The following is a 20,098-nucleotide window of genomic DNA, read 5'->3' as shown; positions in this document are numbered from 1 at the left end:
TAAAAGTGTCGGCGGGCTGTCACCGGATCGTCGGGACGAGCAGTCAGCCTGGCGCGATCTCGACGGCTTTCTGCCGCAGACTCTCCAGATAGGCACAGAACATATCGGCCATGGCATCGGCATAGGCTCGGATTTCCTCGCCGGAGCGTGGCGTTGCCGAAAATCGCTTACCCACGGAACCGAGCGTGGTGATGATCAGGTCACCGGCCAGGGCGCGGCTCTGCGCGCTGGCTTCCGGCAGCACTTGTTGCATGAAAGCGTCCACCGATTGCTGCACCGAGGTTCGCGCCGTCTGATGTTCGGGGGCATCGCGGTAGAGCGGGGCGGCGTCATTGAGGGCGATGCGTATCTGCGCCTCGTCGCATTCGGACTGGATGAACGCCTGCACCAGATCCCTCAATCGCTGCAGAGGCGGCTTGCCCTGGTCCTCGAGGATGTCCCGCAGCATGGCGGTGGTTTGTTGCCACTCGTCACTCTGCAACCGGAACAGGATCGCCGCCTTGTTCGGGAAGTATTGATACACCGACCCGACGCTGACACCCGCGCGCTCCGCCACACGAGCCACGGTGAAACGCGGGGCGCCGTGGCTTGCCAGAACCTGAACAGCCGCCTCCAGGACGGCCGCCACGAGTTCGGTGGAGCGGGCCTGTTTCGGCTGTTTGCGCGAGGAAATTTGCGGGCTTGGGCGTTCGGACATGAAGGTCATGCACCTCGAAAGGAATGCGAATAGGCAATGCGACGGATTATTCGTATCTTGAATGCGACTAATTGATCGCATTCTAGTCGGCTGCACAGACGCCGTTCAACTTCACTTCGCTTCCTTTCCATGGGTAGGGTCATGACTCAAGAAAATCTTCATCACGGCGCCGCATCGGCGCTCGGGGCAACCGTCGAGGCCAATCCGGCGCTCATGCTGTTGCCGCTCACACTGACCGTGTTCGTCGGTTTCCTCACCATCGGCATGCAATTGCCGGTCTTGCCGCTGCACCTGCATGACACGCTGGGCATGGGCACGCTGGTGATTGGCCTGGTGGTCGGGGCACAGTTCGCCGCGGCGCTGCTGTCACGGGCCTGGGCCGGCAATTTTGCCGACCTGCGTGGCGGCAAGCGCGCGGTCATGGCCGGGCTGGTGACGGCCGCCGTTTCTGGGCTGGTCTATCTGCTTTCCCTGGCGTTCGTTGCCGCGCCGGCTACGTCGGTCTGGCTTTTGTCGGGCGGCCGCGTGCTGCTGGCGATCGGAGAAAGCCTCATCGTCACCGGAGCGATGGGCTGGGGCATCGGCCTGGTGGGGCCGCAGCATGCCGGCAAGGTCATGGCCTGGAACGGCATCGCCATGTACGGCGCCTACGCACTAGGGGCGCCGCTCGGTGTTGGGTTGAATGCCGGTTGGGGCTTCGTGGGCATCGTCCTGGCCTCGATGTTCGTGCCGCTCCTGGCATTGCCGATTGTCGCCGGCGTGCGCGCCGTCGCCCCTACGGCGACCCGGCGTACACCGTTCTACAAGATGCTCGGCGCCGTCTGGGTTCCTGGCTTGGGGTTGGCGTTCTGCAGCGTCGGTTTTGGTGTTCTCACGGCGTTTATCGCCCTGTTGTTCGCGGCCCGGGAGTGGGGCAACGCTTCGTTGGCGTTCACCGCGTTCGGCGTGGCGTTCATCGGTGCGCGCCTGCTGTTCGGGCACCTTCCGGACAAGATTGGCGGCGCCCGTGTGGCACTGGTTTGTGTATTGATCGAAAGCGTTGGGCTGCTGCTGATCTGGAGCGCCGACAGCGCGACCAGCGCCTACCTGGGGGCGGCACTCACCGGTTTCGGTTATTCCCTGGCGTTTCCCGGCTTTGGCGTGGAGGCGGTGCGGCGTACGCCACCACAGGCTCGCGGTCTCGCCATGGGCGCCTATGTCGCCTTTCTCGATATTGCCTTGGGCATCACCAGCCCGCTGGCCGGCCTGTTGGCGAGTGGCTGGGGCATTGGTGCGGTTTACCTGGGCGGCGCCATCGCCGTGGCGCTGTCGTTTGTAGTGGCTTTGGTGTTGCTCGGAAGGCAGCCAGGCAAGCTCCCTCGCTAGCGGGAAACAAGTCCGTGATCGATCGCGTATTTCACCAGTGCCGCAGGCTTGTCGATATTGAGTTTGCGGCGGATGCTCAGGCGGTGGGTTTCGACGGTGCGTACGCTGATGTCCAGTTCACGGGCCATTTCCTTGTTGTTGAGCCCCTCGACCATTTTCGCCAGGACCTGGCTCTCGCGCGGCGTCAGTTCGCTGTCGGTGTTCGGGTCGGTGGCGAGGCGCTGGGCGATCTCGGCGCTGTAGAAGGTGCCGCCGCCGATGATGGCTTCGATGGCGGCAATGATCTCCTTGGAAGGTGAATTCTTCAGCACGTAACCGCTGGCACCGGCGCGCACGGATTCACTGATGTACTCATGATTGTCGTACATGCTCAGGATGAGGATCTTCAAGCCGGGGTATTGCTTGCCCAGCAGCCGGGTCAGCTCGAGGCCGTTCATGTCCTTCAGGCCGATGTCCATCAGCAGCAGGTCCGGCTGGCAGCGCCCGACCATGTCGATCGCTTGCGCGCCGTTCTCCGCTTCGCCGACCACGTCCAGGCGGGGCATGACGGACAGCAGCGCGCGAATGCCGTCACGAACCAGCGAGTGATCGTCGACCAGGGCGACGCGTATGGCGGGGGGCAGGGTCATGGGCAGGTGCTCTTGTGGAAATGAACGCGCATCAACTTTCCGTGGCCGACAGGGTCATGGGCAACAGGATATCCAGTTCGCTTCGTCCCGGAACCGAGGTCATTTCCAGCCGCCCGCCAAAATGCTCGACCCGTTCGCGGATATTACGCAGGCCGATGCCGGTGTGACCACGCTCGACCTGCGGGACGTTGAAGCCCATCCCGTCATCCACCACGGTCAGGCGCAGGGATTGGCCCGAACCGAACAGGGTGATGGCGACTCGTTTCGCCCCGGCGTGTCGCTCGATGTTGGTCAGCGCCTCCTGGGCAATCCGGAACAGCGAGACCGGGGCGCCGTTTTCCAGGCGACAGTCGAATTCGTTGCTTCGGTAGGACACTTCCAGGCCACTGCGCTGTTCGAATTCGGCCGCGAGTTGGCCGATGGCGGCGGGCAGGCCCAGGGTATCGAGCAACGAGGAACGCAGATCATGGGAAATACTGCGGATTTCACCGATCGCTTCGCCCAGTCGATCGGTGGCATTCTTCAAGATGCCGAGGCCATTTTCCTGGCCGTTCTCGATCACATGGCTGGCCAGTTCGAACTGGAACTTGATCGAAACCAACAGCTGGCTGATGCCGTCGTGGAGTTCGCGAGACACCCGCGAGCGCTCTTCCTCCTGCAAGCTGACGATACGCTGGTTCAAGCGCTGCAGTTTCTTGTCGGCCAGGCGATGCTCGCTGACATTGAGGGTGATGCCGCCGGCAAACACCAGCAGCACCGCGACCAACGCGATGGCGGCGATGGCCTGCATGGTGGTGTGGATGCCCTGGGCCACTTCGGCGCGAGCCTGCTGGGTGGCGCGTTCGACGTCTTCCAGGTAGATCCCGGTGCCCAGCATCCAGCCCCAACGATCGAGCATCACGACGTAGGCGAGCTTGTCGGTTACCTGACCGGAGGAGGGCTTGTTCCAGGCATAGCGCTGAAAGCCTTCGCCTGATTCGGCGCTCTTGAGCAAGGCCTGGATGACGGGCAGGCCCTGAGGATCCTTCATGTCCCAGAGATATTGCCCCACCAGCTCCGACTGGCGGGCATGCATCAGGCTGCGACCCTGGCGGTCGTAGACGAAAAAATAACCGTTGATGCCAAAGCTGAGCTTGCGCAGTTCTTCCAGTACCTGCTGTTGTGCCCGCGCATCTCCCTGGCCGTCGTTGTACAACGGGGCGATCAGGCTCTGCGCCATCTCTACGTAGTTCTTCAGCTCGGCGCGTTTACTGGCCAGGATACTGTCTTCGATCAGCTGCGCCTGTTGGTCACCCAACTGGCGATTGAGCGAGATGACCAAGGCACCAATAACGGCAATCGCCAGGACCAGCGGCAGGATCCCGAGAGCGACGATCTTGTGTTTGAGCAGCATCTGTACTCCTGTCCGGATCCGGCGGGGAGGCGAATGGCGGCATCATATGCCAAACCCATGGGTGAAACATAAAACCTGTGGGAGCGAGCCTGTGTGGGAGCGAGCCTGCTCGCGAAGGCGGTGTGTCAGGTAACGACAATGCTGAGTGATCCGACGCCTTCGCGAGCAGGCTCGCTCCCACAGGGGGACACAGGAGGAAGGGGCATCTACGTAGTACTACGGATTTATTTATTGACGGCCAGCAGGGATATTGGGCCAGCTCCGAATTGCCGGGGCCACACTATAAAAACAATCGCCGCAATCCATTGGATATCGGCAGGAGACATGCAATGACAACCCGTCTGGTTAAACACCTCGCCTGGTTTGCCGTGGCTGTTCTGGGAGCGTGTGCGCTGAGCGTCGTGGCCCTGCGCCGCGGAGAGCCGATCAACGCCCTCTGGATCGTCGTCGCAGCCGTGGCCATCTACCTGGTCGCCTACCGCTACTACAGCCTCTTCATCGCCAACAACGTGATGCAACTCGATGCGCGCCGGGCCACGCCCGCCGTGCTCAACAACGATGGCCTGGACTACGTCCCGACCAACAAACACATCCTCTTCGGCCACCACTTCGCGGCCATTGCCGGCGCGGGGCCGCTGGTCGGGCCGGTGCTGGCGGCGCAGATGGGCTATCTGCCCGGCACGCTCTGGCTGATCGCCGGCGTGGTGCTGGCCGGTGCGGTGCAGGACTTCATGGTCCTGTTCCTGTCGACCCGCCGCAACGGTCGCTCCCTGGGCGACATGGTGCGCGAGGAAATGGGCCGCATCCCCGGCACCATCGCGCTGTTCGGCTGCTTCCTGATCATGATCATCATCCTCGCGGTGCTGGCGCTGATCGTGGTCAAGGCCCTGGCCGAGAGCCCGTGGGGCATCTTCACGGTGATGGCGACCATCCCGATCGCGATGTTCATGGGCATCTACATGCGCTATATCCGCCCGGGCCGCATCGGTGAAATCTCGCTCATCGGCGTGCTGTTGCTGCTCGGTTCGATCTGGCTGGGCGGGCAGATTGCCGCCGACCCGGTCTGGGCCAAGGCCTTCACCTTCACCGGGATCCAGATCACCTGGATGCTGATCGGCTACGGTTTTGTCGCCGCGGTGCTGCCGGTGTGGCTGATCCTGGCGCCACGGGACTACCTGTCCACCTTCCTCAAGATCGGCACCATCATCGCCCTGGCGATCGGCATCCTGGTGACCATGCCCGAGCTGAAAATGCCGGCGCTGACCCAGTTCACCGACGGCACCGGGCCGGTGTGGAAGGGCGGTCTGTTTCCGTTCCTGTTCATCACCATCGCCTGCGGCGCGGTCTCGGGTTTCCACGCGCTGATCTCCTCGGGCACCACGCCCAAGCTGCTGGATAACGAAACCAACGCCCGCTACATCGGTTACGGCGGCATGCTGATGGAGTCGTTCGTGGCGATCATGGCGATGGTCGCGGCCTCGGTGATCGAGCCGGGCGTGTACTTCGCCATGAACAGCCCGGCGGCGATCGTCGGCACCGACGTGGTGGCTGTGGCCCAGACCGTCAGCAGCTGGGGTTTTGCAATCACCCCCGACGCGCTGCAAGCGGTGGCCAAGGACATCGGCGAGACCACCATCCTGGCCCGTGCCGGCGGTGCGCCGACCCTGGCGGTGGGTATCGCGCAGATCCTTCACTCGGTGCTGCCGGGTGAGAACACCATGGCGTTCTGGTACCACTTCGCGATCCTGTTCGAAGCGCTGTTCATCCTCACCGCGGTAGACGCCGGCACCCGTGCCGGGCGGTTCATGCTGCAGGACCTGCTCGGCTCGTTCGTGCCGGCCCTCAAGCGCACCGAATCGTGGACCGCCAACCTGATCGCCACCGCCGGCTGCGTCGCGCTGTGGGGCTACCTGCTGTACCAGGGCGTGATCGATCCGCTGGGCGGCATCAACACCTTGTGGCCGCTGTTCGGCATCTCCAACCAGATGCTGGCCGGTATCGCGCTGATGCTCGCCACAGTGGTGCTGATCAAGATGAAGCGCCAGCGCTACGTCTGGGTCACGCTGCTGCCGGCCAGCTGGCTGCTGATCTGCACCACCACCGCGGGCCTGATCAAGCTGTTCGACGCCAACCCGGCGATCGGCTTCCTGGCCTTGGCGCGCAAGTACAACGATGCCCTGGCCGCCGGCCAGATCCTGGCCCCGGCCAAGAGCATCGAGCAGATGCAGCACGTGGTGTTCAACGCCTACACCAACGCAACGCTGACGGTGTTGTTCCTGTTCGTGGTCTTCAGCATCCTGTTCTATGCGCTCAAGGTTGGCATCGCCGCCTGGGGCACGAAAGAACGCACGGACAAAGAAGCACCATTCCAGGCCCTGCCGGACGCTTGATAGGGGATTGCAACGATGTTCAATGACTTGAGTCGCCTCGGTAAATACCTCGGTCAGGCCGCCCGCCTGATGGTCGGCATGCCCGACTACGACAACTACGTCGAGCACATGCAAACCAAGCACCCCGACAAGCCGCTGATGGACTACGAGGCGTTCTTCCGAGAACGCCAGGAAGCCCGCTACGGTGGCAAGGGTGGCCCCAAATGCTGTTGAACTGAAGTAATCCCCTGTGGGAGCGAGCCTGCTCGCGAAAGCGGAGTGTCAGTCAAGGACGATGTCGACTGACCTGACGCCTTCGCGAGCAAGCTCGCTCCCACAGTTGTTTGGGGTGAATTCAGGATTGTATGTGCGCAGAAAGGCCAATGTGGCGAGGGAGCTTGCTCCCGCTGGCGTGCGCAGCAGGCCCCGGCGGTTCTTCAGGCTGACCGCATCACCCGTCTTGCGACTGCTGCGCAGCCGAGCGGGAGCAAGCTCCCTCGCCACAGTTGTCTGGCTTGATCCTTTGATCAGTCAGCCAGCAACACCGCCGCATCAAACCCCACCCGCAGGTTGCCCCAGTGACGGCCGCCAAAGAAGAACGGTACGTCGATCTCGGTCATGATTTCCCCGGTGTCGCGCAGGTAGGTCTGGAGCAGGAAGCGCTGGACGTTGCCCGCCGCGCGCAGGCCAATCGGGTCGTTGAAGATCCGCTTGTTGCGGCACACCGGCAGGTCGACCGCGCGGTCGCCAGTGGGTTGCTTGGACACCCAGCTGTTGTTGACCGGGCAATAGCCCTTCGTATCGACGATGAACGAGACCTTGCCGCCCGGCGTGCTGCGGGTCAGCTTGTCGCATTCCTCCTGGCAGACCCGGGCGAAGCGTTCGGTGTAGCTGGTCATGTATTGCTTGGGATCGGTGCCCGGGATCAACTGGTAATTCTGGTCGAACAGGTTGACGCCTTCTTCCTGCAGCGCCTGCAGCTGAACCTGGAGCGTGTCGCGGCATTCGCTGGCGCGGGTGATGGCGGCGTCCAGCTTGCCGTGGCCGAGCACGAAGCGGCCCAGCAGCGTCTGGACCTTCTCGGCAACACCGGACAGATCGCGGGTGGCGGTCGCCGACTGCTGCATGCGCTGGTCGATCGACTGGCTGTCGGCATGGATCTGGGTGACGCGTTCGTTGATACCGGTGTTGGAGTCGGCGAACTGCTGGATGTGGTCGGCGATATCCGCCAGTTTGCCGTTGGTGGACTCGAAGTCGACGATCATGCTCTCGAAATGGCCAGAGGCGCGTTCCACTACCTTCTGGGTTTCCCGGGCGCTGTGGCTGATCTGGGTGGTCTGCTCGTGGGTGGAGCTGACCTCCTGGAGCATCGCGTCGATGTTGCGCGAAATATCGTCGGTAGCCCGGCTGACGTTTTGCGCCAGGGTGCGCACTTCATCGGCGACCACGGCGAAGCCACGGCCACTTTCCCCGGCGCGCGCCGCTTCGATGGCGGCGTTGAGCGCCAGCAGGTTGGTCTGGGCGGAAATCTGCTGGATCAGCCCGACGATGGATTTGATGCTCGACGAACGCTGGTTCAGCGCGTCCACCAGCGTGGCGAATTCACCCAGGCTGCTGGAAATCTCGCTGATGTTGCCAGTCACTTCCAGCAGCTCGGCATAGGAATCGCGGGCCATGTTCAGGTTCTGCGCGGTGGTGCTGGAGATGCCCTGGGTCTGGCGCGAGACTTCTTCGATACGGCCCACGGCGGTGTTGCTCTGGTCCATCACTTCCTTGGCGAAGCGCGCCTGGTGGGTCGCGCTGTCGCTGGAGTCGCTGATGTTCTTCAATGAACGGGCCGACTCCACGGCAATGTGCACCGTCAAGGCCTGGACGTTGCTGATGATCTCGCGCTGCTTGGCCAGGAAGCGGTTGCAGGTGGCGGCCAGCGTGCGGATCTCGTCATGGGTGACCAGCGGCAAGTCCTTGGACAAGTCACCTTCGCCGTTGGCGATCTCTTCCAGCGCCTTGGTCATCACAGTGACGGGGCGCACGATGAGGTGGCGGAAATACCAGACCATGAAGCTGATCATGCCGAACGTCAGGAGCGCGCCGAAGAGCAGGGCATGGGTGAGGCTGTCGAGGCGATCTTCGATCTGGCCCAGCAGCGCGGCGTCCAGTTGGGCCGTGCGCAACTGCACGAGAATATCGGCCCGGGCACTGACGGCGACCCAGTACAGCAGGCCACTGACGACGACCAGCAGGAAAAGGCTTGAAAGCTTTTTGGTGAGGGTATCGAAGAATTGCATCTCGATAGACTCGTACAAGGCCTTTAACGTCTGCATGCCGCTGCTCCTGGGCAAAAAAATCACTGAATGGAATACATTCGACCGCTGACGCCAAAGCTTTAGGGTAGCAGGGCGATTTGATATCACTTTGTGGGAGCGAGCTTGCTCGCGAAGGCGCAGGTACAGCCAACATCAATGCTGGCAGACCCACCGCTTTCGCGAGCAGGCTCGCTCCTACAGGGTGTAGAGCGCTATCAATTTGATACAAAAGATTTACTGGGAATGATTCTCAAAGTATATTCGCTCTCATTCACATCCCCCCATGAGTGCAGCGTCTTGAATCGTTCCACCCCCCTCGCTTACCGCAATGCCCTCGTCAAATGTGTTTTACCCGCGCTGTCCTGCTGTTTCATGGCAAGCCCCTTGAAGGCCCAGGACACCCTTGAACTGCCCACCACGGATGTGCAAGGCAGTCGGATCATTCAGGACGAAGGCTACACGGCGACGCAAGCCAGCACGGCGAGCAAGAGCGATGTACCGATCAAGGAAGAGGCGCAGTCGATCAACGTGGTGACCCAGCAGACCCTGGCGGACTACCAGGTGCGCTCGCTGGACGACGCGATGAAGTTCGTCAGCGGCGTCAGCCAGGGCAACACCCTGGGGGGATCCCGGGACTCGCTGGTCAAGCGCGGTTTTGGCACCAACGATGACGGTTCGATCCTGCGCGATGGTGTGCGTTCGAACCTGGGCCACAACTTCAGCGCCACCACTGAGCGAGTCGAAGTGCTAAAAGGCCCGGCCTCTATGTTGTACGGCGCGCTGGAACCGGGTGGCCTGATCAACGTTATCAGCAAGAAGCCCGAATACACCCAGAGCACCACGCTGAGCGGCTCCGCCTACAGCGAGGGCGGCGGCACCATGGCCCTGGACACCACCGGGCCGTTGGGCGACACCGGGTTGGCCTATCGCCTGATCGCCGAACGCGGCCATGAGGATTACTGGCGCAACTACGGCGTCAATGAGAGCACGCTGGTGGCGCCATCGCTGGCCTGGACCGGTGAGCGTGCTTCGTTGAACCTGAGCTACGAGTACAACGAATATTCCAACCCGTTTGACCGTGGCACGGTGTTCAAGAATGGGCATCCGGCCGACATCGACTATGACAAGCGCCTGGACGAGCCTTGGGCCAAGAGCGTCGGGATCCGCGAGACGGCCACCGCGCGGTTCGAGTACGAGTTGAGCGAAGCGTGGAAAACCCGGGTGACCTACGGCTGGAACAATGACCGCTACAGTCTTGCGATTGCCCAGCCCGCTACGCTCACAGGAAATGTTCTGCGCCGCAGGGCCAATGGCGCCCATTACGATGATGAGACCCGTTACGCCAGTTGGGATTTCATGGGTAAGCAAGAGCTGCTCGGACAGCGTCATGACCTGTTGCTCGGCATCGATAATCAGGTATCGGATCAATTCCGGGGCAAGACCTATCGTGGCAACCCCCAGCCCGGCTTCAACATAACTTCACCGGTTTACGGCAACCTGCCAGAGCCGAGTTTGGTCAGCACTACCGACAGTGACCTGCGCAACCAATTGAACTCCAGTTCCGTGTACCTCAAAGACAACTGGCATTTGGATGACCGCTGGATTTTTGTAGTCGGTGGTCGTTATCAACATTACGACCAATACAGCGATCAAGGTGTAGGTAGCGATTACGAACTCAATCGCGATGACAACGGCGACGCCTTCGTGCCATTTCTCGGCCTGGTCTACAAAGCCACCGATAGCCTGTCGCTGTATGGCAACTACAGCCGTTCCTTCAAGCCGAACGACGACGTTGACGACGCCGGCAATACCTTCGATCCGGAAGAGGGCCGCAGCTATGAAATCGGCGCCAAGTACGATCCGCTCCCAGGCTTGAATATCAACGTTGCGCTGTTCGACATCGTGAAGAAAAACGTCGTGACGTCCACCACGGTCAATGGCGTGACGCTGGCGGAAGCCGCCGGCAAGGTAGGTTCCCAGGGTCTGGAACTCGACATCACGGGCCGCCTCGCCGACCGCTGGGACTTGATCGGCACTTACGCCTACACCCACACCGAAATACTGGATGATCCAAGAAACGAAGGTCACCGTCTGGCCGATGCTCCCAAGCACACCGCCAGCCTGTACCTGAGCCACCATCTGAACGTGCCGGCCGAATTCGGCGCCTGGCACGCCGGGGCCGGAGCGCGGTATGTCGGCGAACGCGCCGCCAACAACGCCAACGATTTCTGGCTCAGCAGCTACACCGTCGCCGACGCGTTCCTGCGCTGGGAGTCGCCGATGTTCGGGCAAAAGACTTCGTTGCAGTTGAACGTCGACAATCTCTTCGACAAGCAGTACTACCCGTCGTCTACCGGCAGCCAGTTGCAGGTCAACGTCGGCGAGCCGCGTACTGCCAGATTGAGCGCCAGCGTGACGTTCTGATCGCAGTGCTTGAATAAAAATGCCCGGGCATCCAAATGTCCGGGCATTTTTTTTCAGCTTCAATCCGCCTTCGCGAGCAGGCTCGCTCCCACATAGGCTGCGGGTGTTCCAGACCCTGTGGGAGCGAGCCTGCTCGCGAAGACGGTGGCACATTCAACATTAATGCTGACTGACACTATGCTTTCGCGAGCAAGCCCGCTCCCACAGGATCAGCGAAACGCCGGCACCACCTGCTGGATGAACAACTCCAGGGATTTTTTCTTCTCGGCATGCGGCAAGCTGTTGTCGCACCAGAAACTGAACTCGTCCACGCCCAGTTCCTGGTAGTACTTGATCCGCTCGATGATTTCCTTCGGGGTGCCGATCATAGTGTTCTTGCGGATGTTCTCCAGCTGAAACTCCGGGCGCTCGGCGAATTTTTCTTCCGGGCTTGGCGCCAGGAAGCCATTGACCGGCACCTGCTTGTTGCCGAACCAGGCGTCGAAGGTGCGATAGAACTTCGAGATTGCCTGGGCGCCGATCTTCCAGCCCTCGGGATCGTCCTCGGCGTGTACATGGGTGTGGCGCAGCACCATCAATTGCGGACGTGGCACGTCGGGATTGTTGTCCAGGGCGGCCTGGAATTTGTTCTTCAGGTCGAGGACTTCTTCATCGCCTTTCATTAAAGGCGTGACCATCACGTTGCAACCATTGGCGACGGCGAAGTTGTGCGAGTCAGGGTCACGGGCGGCGATCCACATCGGTGGATGAGGCTTGCGGATGGGCTTGGGCACGCAGGTGGAAGTGGGGAATTTCCAGATCTCGCCGTCGTGGGCGTAGTCGCCTTGCCACAGGGCGCGCACCACCGGGACCATTTCCCGCAATGCCTGGCCGCCGGAAGAAGCTGGCATGCCGCCGGCCATGCGGTCGAATTCCACCTGATAGGCGCCCCGGGCCAGCCCGACTTCCATGCGGCCGTTGCTGATAACGTCGAGCAATGCGCATTCGCCAGCCACCCGTAGCGGGTGCCAGAACGGCGCAATGATGGTGCCGGCGCCGAGGTGAATGGTCGTGGTCTTGCCGGCCAGGTACGCCAGCAGCGGCATCGGGCTTGGTGAAATGGTGTATTCCATGGCGTGGTGTTCGCCGATCCACACGGTACTGAAACCGCCGGCTTCGGCCATCAGCGTCAGCTCGCTGAGGTCTTCGAACAACTGGCGATGGCTGACGCTTTCGTCCCAGCGCTCCATGTGTACGAACAGGGAAAATTTCATGGCGCTTTCTCTTTATTGTTGACGATCGGTTCAGGCGGGGACGGGCAGGGCGCCCATCTTGCCGTGGCAATAAACCAGCGGCCCCGGTGTGTGTTGCGGCACGATCAGGTTCTTCACGGCGCCGACCATGATGGCGTGGTCGCCACCCTCGTATTCACGCCACAGTTCGCATTCGATGATGGCGGTAGCGTTGTTCAACAACGGATTGCCCAGCGCGCTCAAGGTCCATTCGATGCCCTGGGCCTTGTCCTTGCCTTTGCGGGCGAACGCGTAGGCTTCGTTCTGCTGGCCGCCGGAAAGCACGTGGATGGCGAAGCGTTTGTTCCTGATCAGCACCGGATAGGAATCGGAGCTGTAGTTGGGGCAGAACAGCACCAGGGCCGGGTCCATCGACAATGAACTGAAGGCGCTGGCGGTCAGCCCGACGATTTGCCCGTCATCGTCCAGCGTGGTTATCACCGTCACGCCGGACGGGAACGAACCCATGACTTGTTTGTAGAGGTTGGCATCGATCATTTCGCAGTCCTCGCACGCAGGCGGTTATGACGCAGTGTTCTCAGTGGGCGCCGGCGGCCTTGTTCAGGTCGCTCTCGGCCCATTGGGTGTAGACGCAGGCATCGGCCGCGGCCCAGCGCACCCGCACCGGGTCGCCGGCCTTGAGCGGCATGCCGGCGGCGGACAGCGCCTTGACGGTCATCTGGGTGCCGCCGGAGGTGACCACGCTGCAGGTCTGGCTTTCGCCAAGAAAGAGCACCTCCACGACCTTGGCCGAGACTTCGTTCCAGCCGGCCGGCAGGGTGTCCTGGGTCGCCTGCTCGACACTCAAGGCCAGGGCTTTTTCCGGGCGGACCATCAGCAGCACGTCCTGGTCGGTTTGCAGGCCGGTGGTCAGGCGGATCGACAGTGACTGGCCTTCGAAGGTCGCCGCGGCATTGCCCTGGGCCTTGAGCTTGAGGAAGTTGGAGTTGCCCAGGAACGAGGCGACAAAGGCGTTCGGTGGATTCTGGTAGAGGTCGTAGCCACTGCCCAGGCCGACGATCTTGCCGTGGCTGAAGATCGCGATGCGCTGGGACAGGCGCATGGCTTCTTCCTGGTCGTGGGTGACGTAGACGATGGTGATGCCCAGCCGGCGGTGCAACTGGCGCAGTTCGTCCTGCAAATCTTCGCGCAGCTTTTTGTCCAGCGCGCCGAGAGGTTCGTCCATCAGCAGGATGCGCGGTTCATAGACCAGCGCCCGGGCAATTGCCACGCGCTGTTGTTGTCCGCCGGACAGTTGCGAAGGGCGCCGATGGGCGAACTCTCCCAATTGCACCAGCTTGAGCATGGCGTCGACCCGGCGCTCGCGCTCGGCGCTGGCCAGTTTGCGGATCGCCAGCGGGAAGGCGATGTTGTCGCGCACCGACAGATGAGGAAACAACGAATAGCGCTGGAACACCATGCCGATGTCGCGCTTGTGCGGCGGCACGTTGACCAGGGATTTGCCATCCACCAGGATCTCGCCGCTGCTGGGGGTTTCGAAGCCGGCCAGCATTGACAGGGTGGTGCTCTTGCCCGAGCCGCTGGAGCCGAGGAAGGTCAGGAATTCACCGTCCTGGATCTCCAGGGATATATCGTCCACGGCGGCAAAATCGCCGTAGTGCTTGTTCAGGTTGCGCAGGCTGACCAGGGTCTTGTTGTTCTGCTGTGCGGGGTCTTTGACGGCACTCATCGTATTCTCCTAGGCGCTCAGGCGCTGATTTCGTTGCGCCGGCGCAGGGCGGCGGCGATCACCATTACCAGCAGCGAGAGGCCGATCAGCAGCGTCGAAGCGACGGCGATCACAGGCGTCAGGTCCTGGCGCAAAGTGGTCCACATTTTTACCGGCAAGGTCTGCAGGGTCGGGCTGGCCATCATCACGCTCAGCACCACCTCGTCCCACGACACCAGGAATGCGAACAAGGCGCCGGCGACCATGCCCGGGCGAATGGCCGGAAACGTCACCTTGAACACCGCTTGCAGGCGCGAGGCGCCGCAGATCACCGCCGCGTCCTCGATGGATTGGTCAAACAGTTTGAGCGAGTTGATGATCGAGATGATGGTGAACGGCAGCGCGACGATCACATGGCTGACCACGAAGGCAAACATCGTCCCGGTGTAGCCGAGTTTCAGGAACAGCGCGTAGACCGCCACGGCGATGATCACCAGCGGCACGATCATCGGCAGGGTGAACAGGCCGTAGAGCATTTCCCGGCCCGGAAAACGCCCGCGCACCAGGGCAAACGCGGTGGGCAAGCCCAGGGCTACGGCGCAGACGGTGGTCAGCACCGCGACCTTGAGGCTGGTCAGCGCGGCGCTCATCCAGTCCGGGTTGGAGAAGAACTGGCCGTACCATTTGAAGGTCCAGCCCGGCGGTGGAAAGACCAGCCACTGCGACGAGCCGAACGACAGCAGCACGATGAACACGATCGGCAGCAGCAGGAACAAGGCGATCACACCGGTGGTGAAGTACAGGCCGAACCGCATGCGTCGGCTCATGGCATTGGGAGTCAGGAGCATGGCGGCTTACCTCGCGTTGCTGGCGCCCACCGGGGATTCCGGCTGGAGCTTCAGGTAGAAGTAGAACAACACCAGGGTGATCGCCACCAACAGTGCGGCGCCGGCGCTGGCCAGGCCCCAATTGAGGAACGACTGCACCTGTTGGATGATGAATTCCGGCAGCATCATGTTCTGCGCGCCGCCCAGCAGCGCCGGGGTCACGTAGTAACCGAGAGACATCACGAAGACCATCAGCCCGCCGGAAAACAGCCCCGGCCGGCACAGCGGCAGGAACACCCGGAAGAAGTTGGTCCAGGGGCTGGCGCCGCAGATGGAACCGGCCTGCAGGATCATCGGGTCGATGGCCTGCATGGTCGCCTGCAGCGGCAGGACGATGAACGGGATCATGATGTAGCTCATGCCGATCACCACGCCGGTGAGGTTGTGCACCATTTCCAGCGGCTGGTCGATGATGCCCAGGGCGATCAATGCCTTGTTCACCACGCCCGAGGCCTGCAACAGCACCAGCCAGGAATAGGTGCGCGCCAGCAGGCTGGTCCACATCGACAGCAGCACGATGTTCAACATCCAGCGGCCCCAGCCACGGGGCACCAGGGTGATGGCCCAGGCCAGCGGGAAGCCCAGCAGCAGGCTGAACAACGTCACTAGCCCGGCCACCGAAAAGGTGTTGAACAGCACCCGGGCGTAAGCCGAGTTGGCGAACAGCTGCTCGTAGTTGCCCAGGCCCGGCACGGGTTCCAGCACGCCGCGCAGCAGCAGGCCGATCAGTGGCGCCAGGAAGAACAGGCCGAGGAACAGCAGCGCAGGAATCAGGTTGCCGGCGCCGCGCCAGCGTTGCATCAACGACGGCGTCTGCTTGCGCGCCACGGCCGGACCGGCAGCGCCGACGGCGCTCCCGGTGCGAGGGGTTGCCGCTGCCGCCATTTTCATTTGACCAGCCATTCATTCCACCGTGTCGCGATGTCCTGACCGTTCTTGGCCCAGTACGCAAAATCCAGCGTGATCTGATCCTTGGCGTAGGCGGTCGGCAGGTTGGGGGCGAGCACCGAGTCCAGGCGCGCGATGCTATCAACGTTGACGGGGGCGTAGGCGGTCAGGTTGGAGAAATCAGCCTGGCCCTTGGCGCTGCTGGCGTTAGCCAGGAATTTCATGGCGGCGGCCTTGTTTTTCGCACCTTTCGGGATAACCAGGATGTCGGCCATGACCAGATTCTGCTTCCAGCTCACGCCGACGGGCGCGCCGTCCTGTTGCAAGGCATAGATCCGACCGTTCCAGAACTGGCCGATGCTGGCTTCGCCGGACGCCAGCAACTGCTGGGACTGGGCGCCGCCGCCCCACCAGACGATGTCTTTCTTGATGGTGTCGAGTTTCTTGAAGGCGCGGTCCAGGTCCAGCGGATAGAGCTTGTCCTGCGCCACGCCATCGGCCAGCAGGGCCAGTTCCAGCACGCCAGGGCTTGGCCATTTGTAGAGGGCGCGTTTGCCGGGGTAGGTCTTGGTGTCGAACAGCGCGGACCAATCCGTTGGCTTGCCCGAACCGAGCTTGCCTTCGTTGTAGCCGAGCACGAAGGAGAAATAGAACGAGCCGACACCGTGGTCGGAGACGAAGCGCGGGTCGATCTTGTCGCGCTGAATGACCGAGAAATCGAGAGGTTCGAGCAGGCCTTCGGCGGCGGCGCGCAGGGCAAAGTCGGCCTCGACATCGACCACGTCCCATTGCACGTTGCCGCTTTCGACCATGGCCTTGAGTTTGCCGTAGTCGGTCGGGCCATCCTGGACCACGGTGATGCCGCTGGCCTTGCTGAACGGATCGGCCCAGGCCTGCTTCTGCGCGTCCTGGGTGCTGCCGCCCCAACTGACGAAGTTGACGCTTTCAGCGGCCATCGTCGCCTGGCTGGTGACACTCAGCAGGCCGGCAAAAAGAACTGCGGCTGCACTTTTCTTCAACACCATGTTCACGCCCTCATTGTTGTGTTTATTGAGTGGGCTTCTGTTCGCCCACTTATCGGGAGCTTTGGGTCAAGCAGGTCTTGCAAGTGACCGCGCCAGGGTAGGCAGAAGCGTTCGGTCGATGGAATATCATATTATGGTATTCCAAACTTTCTGCAAGGGTTTTGCCGTACCGGCTATCTGCCTGGAGCGGATTTTTTCTATGTCCATGAACCTTGTGGGAGCGAGCTTGCTCGCGATAGCGGTTTGTCAGTCGCCATGGATGTCGACAGGTCTATTGTCATCGCGAGCAAGCTCGCTCCCACAGGGAATGGCGCGCAGGCCTACCCGGTAAAAGGAATGCTCTCCACCACCTCCAGGTCGTACCCGGTCAACCCGGCATACTTGAGCGGTGGCCCCAAATGCCGCAGCTTGCCAACACCCAGGTCCTGCAGAATCTGCGCGCCAGTGCCTACTTCAGAATAGATGCGCGATTGGGAGCGGCTGAACTGCCGTGGCGGCTGGGTCAGTTGCGGCACACGCTCAAGCAGCGCCTGGGACGACTCGTGGTTGGCCAGCACCACCACCACGCCACAACCTTCCTCCGCCACCCTCTGCAGGGCCGCCCACAACGTCCAGTTGGACGGGCCGTTGTACTCGGCACCCACCAGGTCGCGCAGTGGATCGATCACATGCACGCGCACCAGCGTCGGTTCTTCCCGGCGGATGTCGCCCATGACCATCGCCATGTGCACGCCGCCTTCGATGCGATCTTCAAAGGTGAACAGGCGGAAGGTACCGTGCACCGTCGGCAGTTCCCGTTCGCCGATGCGCACGACGGTGTGCTCGGTGCTCAGGCGGTAATGGATCAGGTCGGCGATGGTGCCGATCTTGATGCCGTGCCTGCGGGCGAAAATTTCCAGGTCCGGCCGGCGCGCCATGGTGCCGTCATCGTTCATGACTTCGACGATCACCGACGCCGGCGTGAAGCCTGCCAGGCGCGCCAGGTCGCAACCGGCTTCGGTATGCCCGGCGCGGGTCAGCACGCCGCCTTCCTTGGCCCGCAGCGGGAAGATATGCCCCGGTTGCACAATGTCGGCCGGCCCCGCGTCATGAGCAACAGCGGCGGCGACGGTGCGCGCCCGGTCAGCGGCGGAGATACCGGTGGTCACGCCCGTGGCGGCCTCGATGGACACCGTGAACGCGGTGCTGAACACACTGCCGTTGCTCGGCACCATCTGTTCGAGGCCCAGGCGTTGGCAGTGCTCATCGGTCAGGGTCAGGCAGATCAGCCCGCGTGCTTCGCGGGCCATGAAGCTGATCGCCTGGGCATTGCAACAATCGGCGGCGAGCAGCAAGTCGCCTTCGTTTTCCCGATCTTCGTCATCCACCAGCAACACCATCTTGCCCAGGCGGTAGTCTTCGATGATTTCCTCAATGCTGTTAAAGGCCATGGCGGGCTCTCTTTGTTTTGAAGGTGCAGGATGGAAGCAGCTTGTGGTATACCATAATACAAAACAAACACAGAGGTCACTATGAAGGCGTACTGGATTGCTCATGTGGATGTCAGCGACCCCGATCAATACAGCCAATACACCCAGCGCGCGCCAGCGGCGTTTGCCTTGTATGGCGGACGGATGCTCGCCCGGGGCGGACGCAGCGAAGCGATGGAAGGCAGGGCCACGCCGCAGCGCAGCGTGGTGATCGAATTCGATTCCTACGAACAGGCGCTGGCCTGCTATCACTGCGAGGAGTATCAGCAGGCGAAGAAGCAACGTGAGGGTGTGGCGCGGGCCGAGGTGATCATCGTCGAGGGCGTGGCGCCCTGATCGCAGGCGTCAGCGGATGAAGTGAATCTTGCCGCTGTCGTCGTTGCCCATGTAGATGCCGTAGACCCCGGCCTGGCGTTCCTCTATGTAACGTTCGAGGATCTGCCGGATGGCCGGGTAATAGATGCTGTCCCACGGAATGTCTTCGGCAGCGAAGAATTGGCAGGCGAGGGTTTCCGCGCCGAACTCGCCGGTGATCTCCAGCGCGATGGCGCGGAAGATGATGTACACCTCGCTGATTTTCGGCACGCTGAAAATCGAGTAGGGCGAGATGATTTCGGCGCGCACGCCGGTCTCTTCCCAGACCTCGCGCAGGGCCGCCTGCTCGGTGGTCTCGTTGCCTTCCATGAAGCCGGCCGGCAGTGTCCAGGTGCCGGGGCGCGGCGGGATGGCGCGTTGGCACAGCAGGTACTTGCCGTCCTGTTCGATGATGCAGCCGGCGATGATCTTCGGGTTCACGTAGTGGATGTAGCCGCAGCCGCCGCACATCAGCCGCTCATGGGTATCGCCCGCTGGCAGGCGCTGGCTCAAGTCAGTGCCGCCACACTTTGGACAAAAGCTCGGGCTGAACATGATCAGCGTCCTATGCGCGGTTCTTTCAACGCGATGGGTGCGGTGATTTCCGGGATGTTGCCGGTCTCTTCCTGCTGGCGCTTGAGGTATTCCAGCGCAACCTTGGCGGCGGCGCGTACGTGATCGACGCAGGCCTGATGGGCCACCAGCGGATCGCCACTCTTGATCGCCTCGACCATGCGTTCCATTTCCTGGTTGCTGCTGCCACGGCGGTTTTCCTGGGACACCGACGTCGCCCGCAGGTAGCTGATGCGCGCCTGCAACTGGCGCAACTGGGTGGCGGCAACATGATTGCCGGAACCTTCAAGCAGTACGTCGTAGAAACCCTGGACCGAATCCAGCACCTGCTGCAGCTCGCCGTCCTTGAGAGCCTTGCGGTTTTCCTCGAGGGCTTTTTCCAGGGCCTTGATGTCCTTGGCCTTGGCCCGCAGGGTGAACAACTGGACAATCAGGCCTTCGAGCACGCACCGCAGCTCATAGATGTCACCAGCGTCGGCCAGGGTGATGATCGCCACCCGTGGACCCTTGGCATCGGCGAACTCCACCAGGCCTTCGGATTCGAGGTGACGCAGGGCTTCACGCACCGACGTACGGCTCACGCCCAGGCGGTCGCACAGGTCGCGTTCGACCAGGCGATCGCCCGGCAGCAGCTGGAAGTTCATGATGGCGCTTCGCAGTTTATCCAGCACGATTTCGCGCAGGGTAACGGGGTTGCGATTGACCTTGAAGCTGTCGTCGAGTGGCAGGCGTTTCATGGGGTCCGCTCTGTTATGTGGCTGTCCATGCAAAACGGGCAA

18 protein-coding genes are annotated in these 20,098 nt (G+C 62.0%); 5 read left to right on the top strand and 13 right to left on the bottom strand.

Translation table 11 applies throughout. The annotated features are described in order from the left end of the window. Nucleotides 1-43: 43 nt before the first annotated feature. The gene (locus J3P91_RS16090) at nucleotides 44-697 is read right to left on the bottom strand and encodes a TetR family transcriptional regulator (protein WP_434601034.1); all 654 of its coding nucleotides are present in this window, start codon (nucleotides 695-697) and stop codon (nucleotides 44-46) included. Nucleotides 698-838: 141 nt separating this feature from the next. On the opposite strand from J3P91_RS16090, the gene J3P91_RS16085 reads away from it, so the two are divergent. Next, the gene (locus J3P91_RS16085; RefSeq protein WP_434601033.1) at nucleotides 839-2,062 is read left to right on the top strand and encodes an arabinose transporter; all 1,224 of its coding nucleotides are present in this window, start codon (nucleotides 839-841) and stop codon (nucleotides 2,060-2,062) included. Here the strand turns inward: J3P91_RS16085 and J3P91_RS16080 are convergent. Both J3P91_RS16080 and J3P91_RS16075 read right to left on the bottom strand, forming a co-directional pair. After that, nucleotides 2,059-2,691, bottom strand: coding sequence for a response regulator (locus tag J3P91_RS16080; RefSeq protein WP_305500528.1), 633 nt, complete (start codon nucleotides 2,689-2,691; stop codon nucleotides 2,059-2,061). The genes J3P91_RS16085 and J3P91_RS16080 overlap by 4 nt on opposite strands. Before the next feature lie 31 nt (nucleotides 2,692-2,722). After that, entirely contained in the window at nucleotides 2,723-4,084 is a 1,362-nt protein-coding gene (locus J3P91_RS16075; protein ID WP_434601032.1) for a cache domain-containing protein, read from the bottom strand. Nucleotides 4,085-4,413: 329 nt separating this feature from the next. Between J3P91_RS16075 and J3P91_RS16070 the strand changes: the two genes are divergently transcribed. Together J3P91_RS16070 and J3P91_RS16065 are read left to right on the top strand one after the other, a co-directional pair. Continuing rightward, complete coding sequence (locus tag J3P91_RS16070) at nucleotides 4,414-6,474, top strand: carbon starvation CstA family protein (RefSeq protein ID WP_434573701.1); 2,061 nt, start codon at nucleotides 4,414-4,416, stop codon at nucleotides 6,472-6,474. 15 nt (nucleotides 6,475-6,489) lie between these two features. Further along, nucleotides 6,490-6,687, top strand: a complete 198-nt coding sequence (locus J3P91_RS16065) for a YbdD/YjiX family protein (RefSeq protein ID WP_003201656.1) — start codon at nucleotides 6,490-6,492, stop codon at nucleotides 6,685-6,687. A 293-nt stretch (nucleotides 6,688-6,980) separates the two neighbouring features. On the opposite strand, the gene J3P91_RS16060 is transcribed toward J3P91_RS16065, so the two are convergent. Further along, the gene (locus tag J3P91_RS16060; RefSeq protein ID WP_305500532.1) at nucleotides 6,981-8,777 is read right to left on the bottom strand and encodes a methyl-accepting chemotaxis protein; all 1,797 of its coding nucleotides are present in this window, start codon (nucleotides 8,775-8,777) and stop codon (nucleotides 6,981-6,983) included. Between the two features lie 354 nt (nucleotides 8,778-9,131). Here J3P91_RS16060 and J3P91_RS16055 point away from each other — a divergent pair, with 354 nt between their 5' ends. Further along, nucleotides 9,132-11,183 carry a TonB-dependent siderophore receptor gene (locus tag J3P91_RS16055; protein ID WP_434601030.1) on the top strand — a complete coding sequence of 684 codons (2,052 nt, stop codon included), beginning with the start codon at nucleotides 9,132-9,134 and terminating at the stop codon, nucleotides 11,181-11,183. 209 nt (nucleotides 11,184-11,392) lie between these two features. Here J3P91_RS16055 and J3P91_RS16050 read toward each other — a convergent pair whose 3' ends face one another. The 7 genes from J3P91_RS16050 to ribBA all read right to left on the bottom strand — a co-directional run bounded on the left by J3P91_RS16050 (nucleotide 11,393) and on the right by ribBA (nucleotide 18,353). Continuing rightward, entirely contained in the window at nucleotides 11,393-12,436 is a 1,044-nt protein-coding gene (locus J3P91_RS16050; protein ID WP_434601029.1) for an LLM class flavin-dependent oxidoreductase, read from the bottom strand. Between the two features lie 30 nt (nucleotides 12,437-12,466). Continuing rightward, nucleotides 12,467-12,952 carry a flavin reductase family protein gene (locus tag J3P91_RS16045; RefSeq protein WP_434601027.1) on the bottom strand — a complete coding sequence of 162 codons (486 nt, stop codon included), beginning with the start codon at nucleotides 12,950-12,952 and terminating at the stop codon, nucleotides 12,467-12,469. Between the two features lie 40 nt (nucleotides 12,953-12,992). Beyond that, nucleotides 12,993-14,144, bottom strand: coding sequence for an ABC transporter ATP-binding protein (locus tag J3P91_RS16040; RefSeq protein ID WP_434601026.1), 1,152 nt, complete (start codon nucleotides 14,142-14,144; stop codon nucleotides 12,993-12,995). A 17-nt stretch (nucleotides 14,145-14,161) separates the two neighbouring features. Then, entirely contained in the window at nucleotides 14,162-14,971 is an 810-nt protein-coding gene (locus J3P91_RS16035) for an ABC transporter permease (RefSeq protein ID WP_434601024.1), read from the bottom strand. A 6-nt stretch (nucleotides 14,972-14,977) separates the two neighbouring features. Continuing rightward, nucleotides 14,978-15,901 carry an ABC transporter permease gene (locus J3P91_RS16030; protein WP_434605159.1) on the bottom strand — a complete coding sequence of 308 codons (924 nt, stop codon included), beginning with the start codon at nucleotides 15,899-15,901 and terminating at the stop codon, nucleotides 14,978-14,980. Then, a complete protein-coding gene (locus J3P91_RS16025) occupies nucleotides 15,898-16,923 on the bottom strand; it encodes an ABC transporter substrate-binding protein (RefSeq protein WP_434601022.1) in 1,026 nt (341 codons plus the stop codon). Before J3P91_RS16025 ends, J3P91_RS16030 begins: the two co-directional genes overlap by 4 nt. Nucleotides 16,924-17,243: 320 nt before the next feature. After that, nucleotides 17,244-18,353, bottom strand: a complete 1,110-nt coding sequence (ribBA, locus tag J3P91_RS16020; protein ID WP_434601021.1) for a bifunctional 3,4-dihydroxy-2-butanone-4-phosphate synthase/GTP cyclohydrolase II — start codon at nucleotides 18,351-18,353, stop codon at nucleotides 17,244-17,246. An 81-nt stretch (nucleotides 18,354-18,434) separates the two neighbouring features. Between ribBA and J3P91_RS16015 the strand changes: the two genes are divergently transcribed. Then, nucleotides 18,435-18,728, top strand: coding sequence for a DUF1330 domain-containing protein (locus J3P91_RS16015; RefSeq protein ID WP_434601020.1), 294 nt, complete (start codon nucleotides 18,435-18,437; stop codon nucleotides 18,726-18,728). A gap of 9 nt (nucleotides 18,729-18,737) precedes the next feature. Here J3P91_RS16015 and J3P91_RS16010 read toward each other — a convergent pair whose 3' ends face one another. Both J3P91_RS16010 and J3P91_RS16005 read right to left on the bottom strand, forming a co-directional pair. Next, on the bottom strand, nucleotides 18,738-19,301 hold the full coding sequence (locus J3P91_RS16010; protein WP_305500547.1) for an NUDIX hydrolase: 564 nt from the start codon (nucleotides 19,299-19,301) through the stop codon (nucleotides 18,738-18,740). Nucleotides 19,302-19,303: 2 nt separating this feature from the next. After that, nucleotides 19,304-20,056 (bottom strand): GntR family transcriptional regulator, encoded by a 753-nt coding sequence (locus J3P91_RS16005; RefSeq protein ID WP_305500548.1) that lies wholly within the window; start codon nucleotides 20,054-20,056, stop codon nucleotides 19,304-19,306. Between the last annotated feature and the right edge of the window lie 42 nt (nucleotides 20,057-20,098).

Source organism: Pseudomonas sp. Z4-7, from assembly GCF_051131965.1.
GTDB lineage: Bacteria > Pseudomonadota > Gammaproteobacteria > Pseudomonadales > Pseudomonadaceae > Aquipseudomonas.
This window is presented reverse-complemented; position numbering and strand designations above follow the sequence as displayed.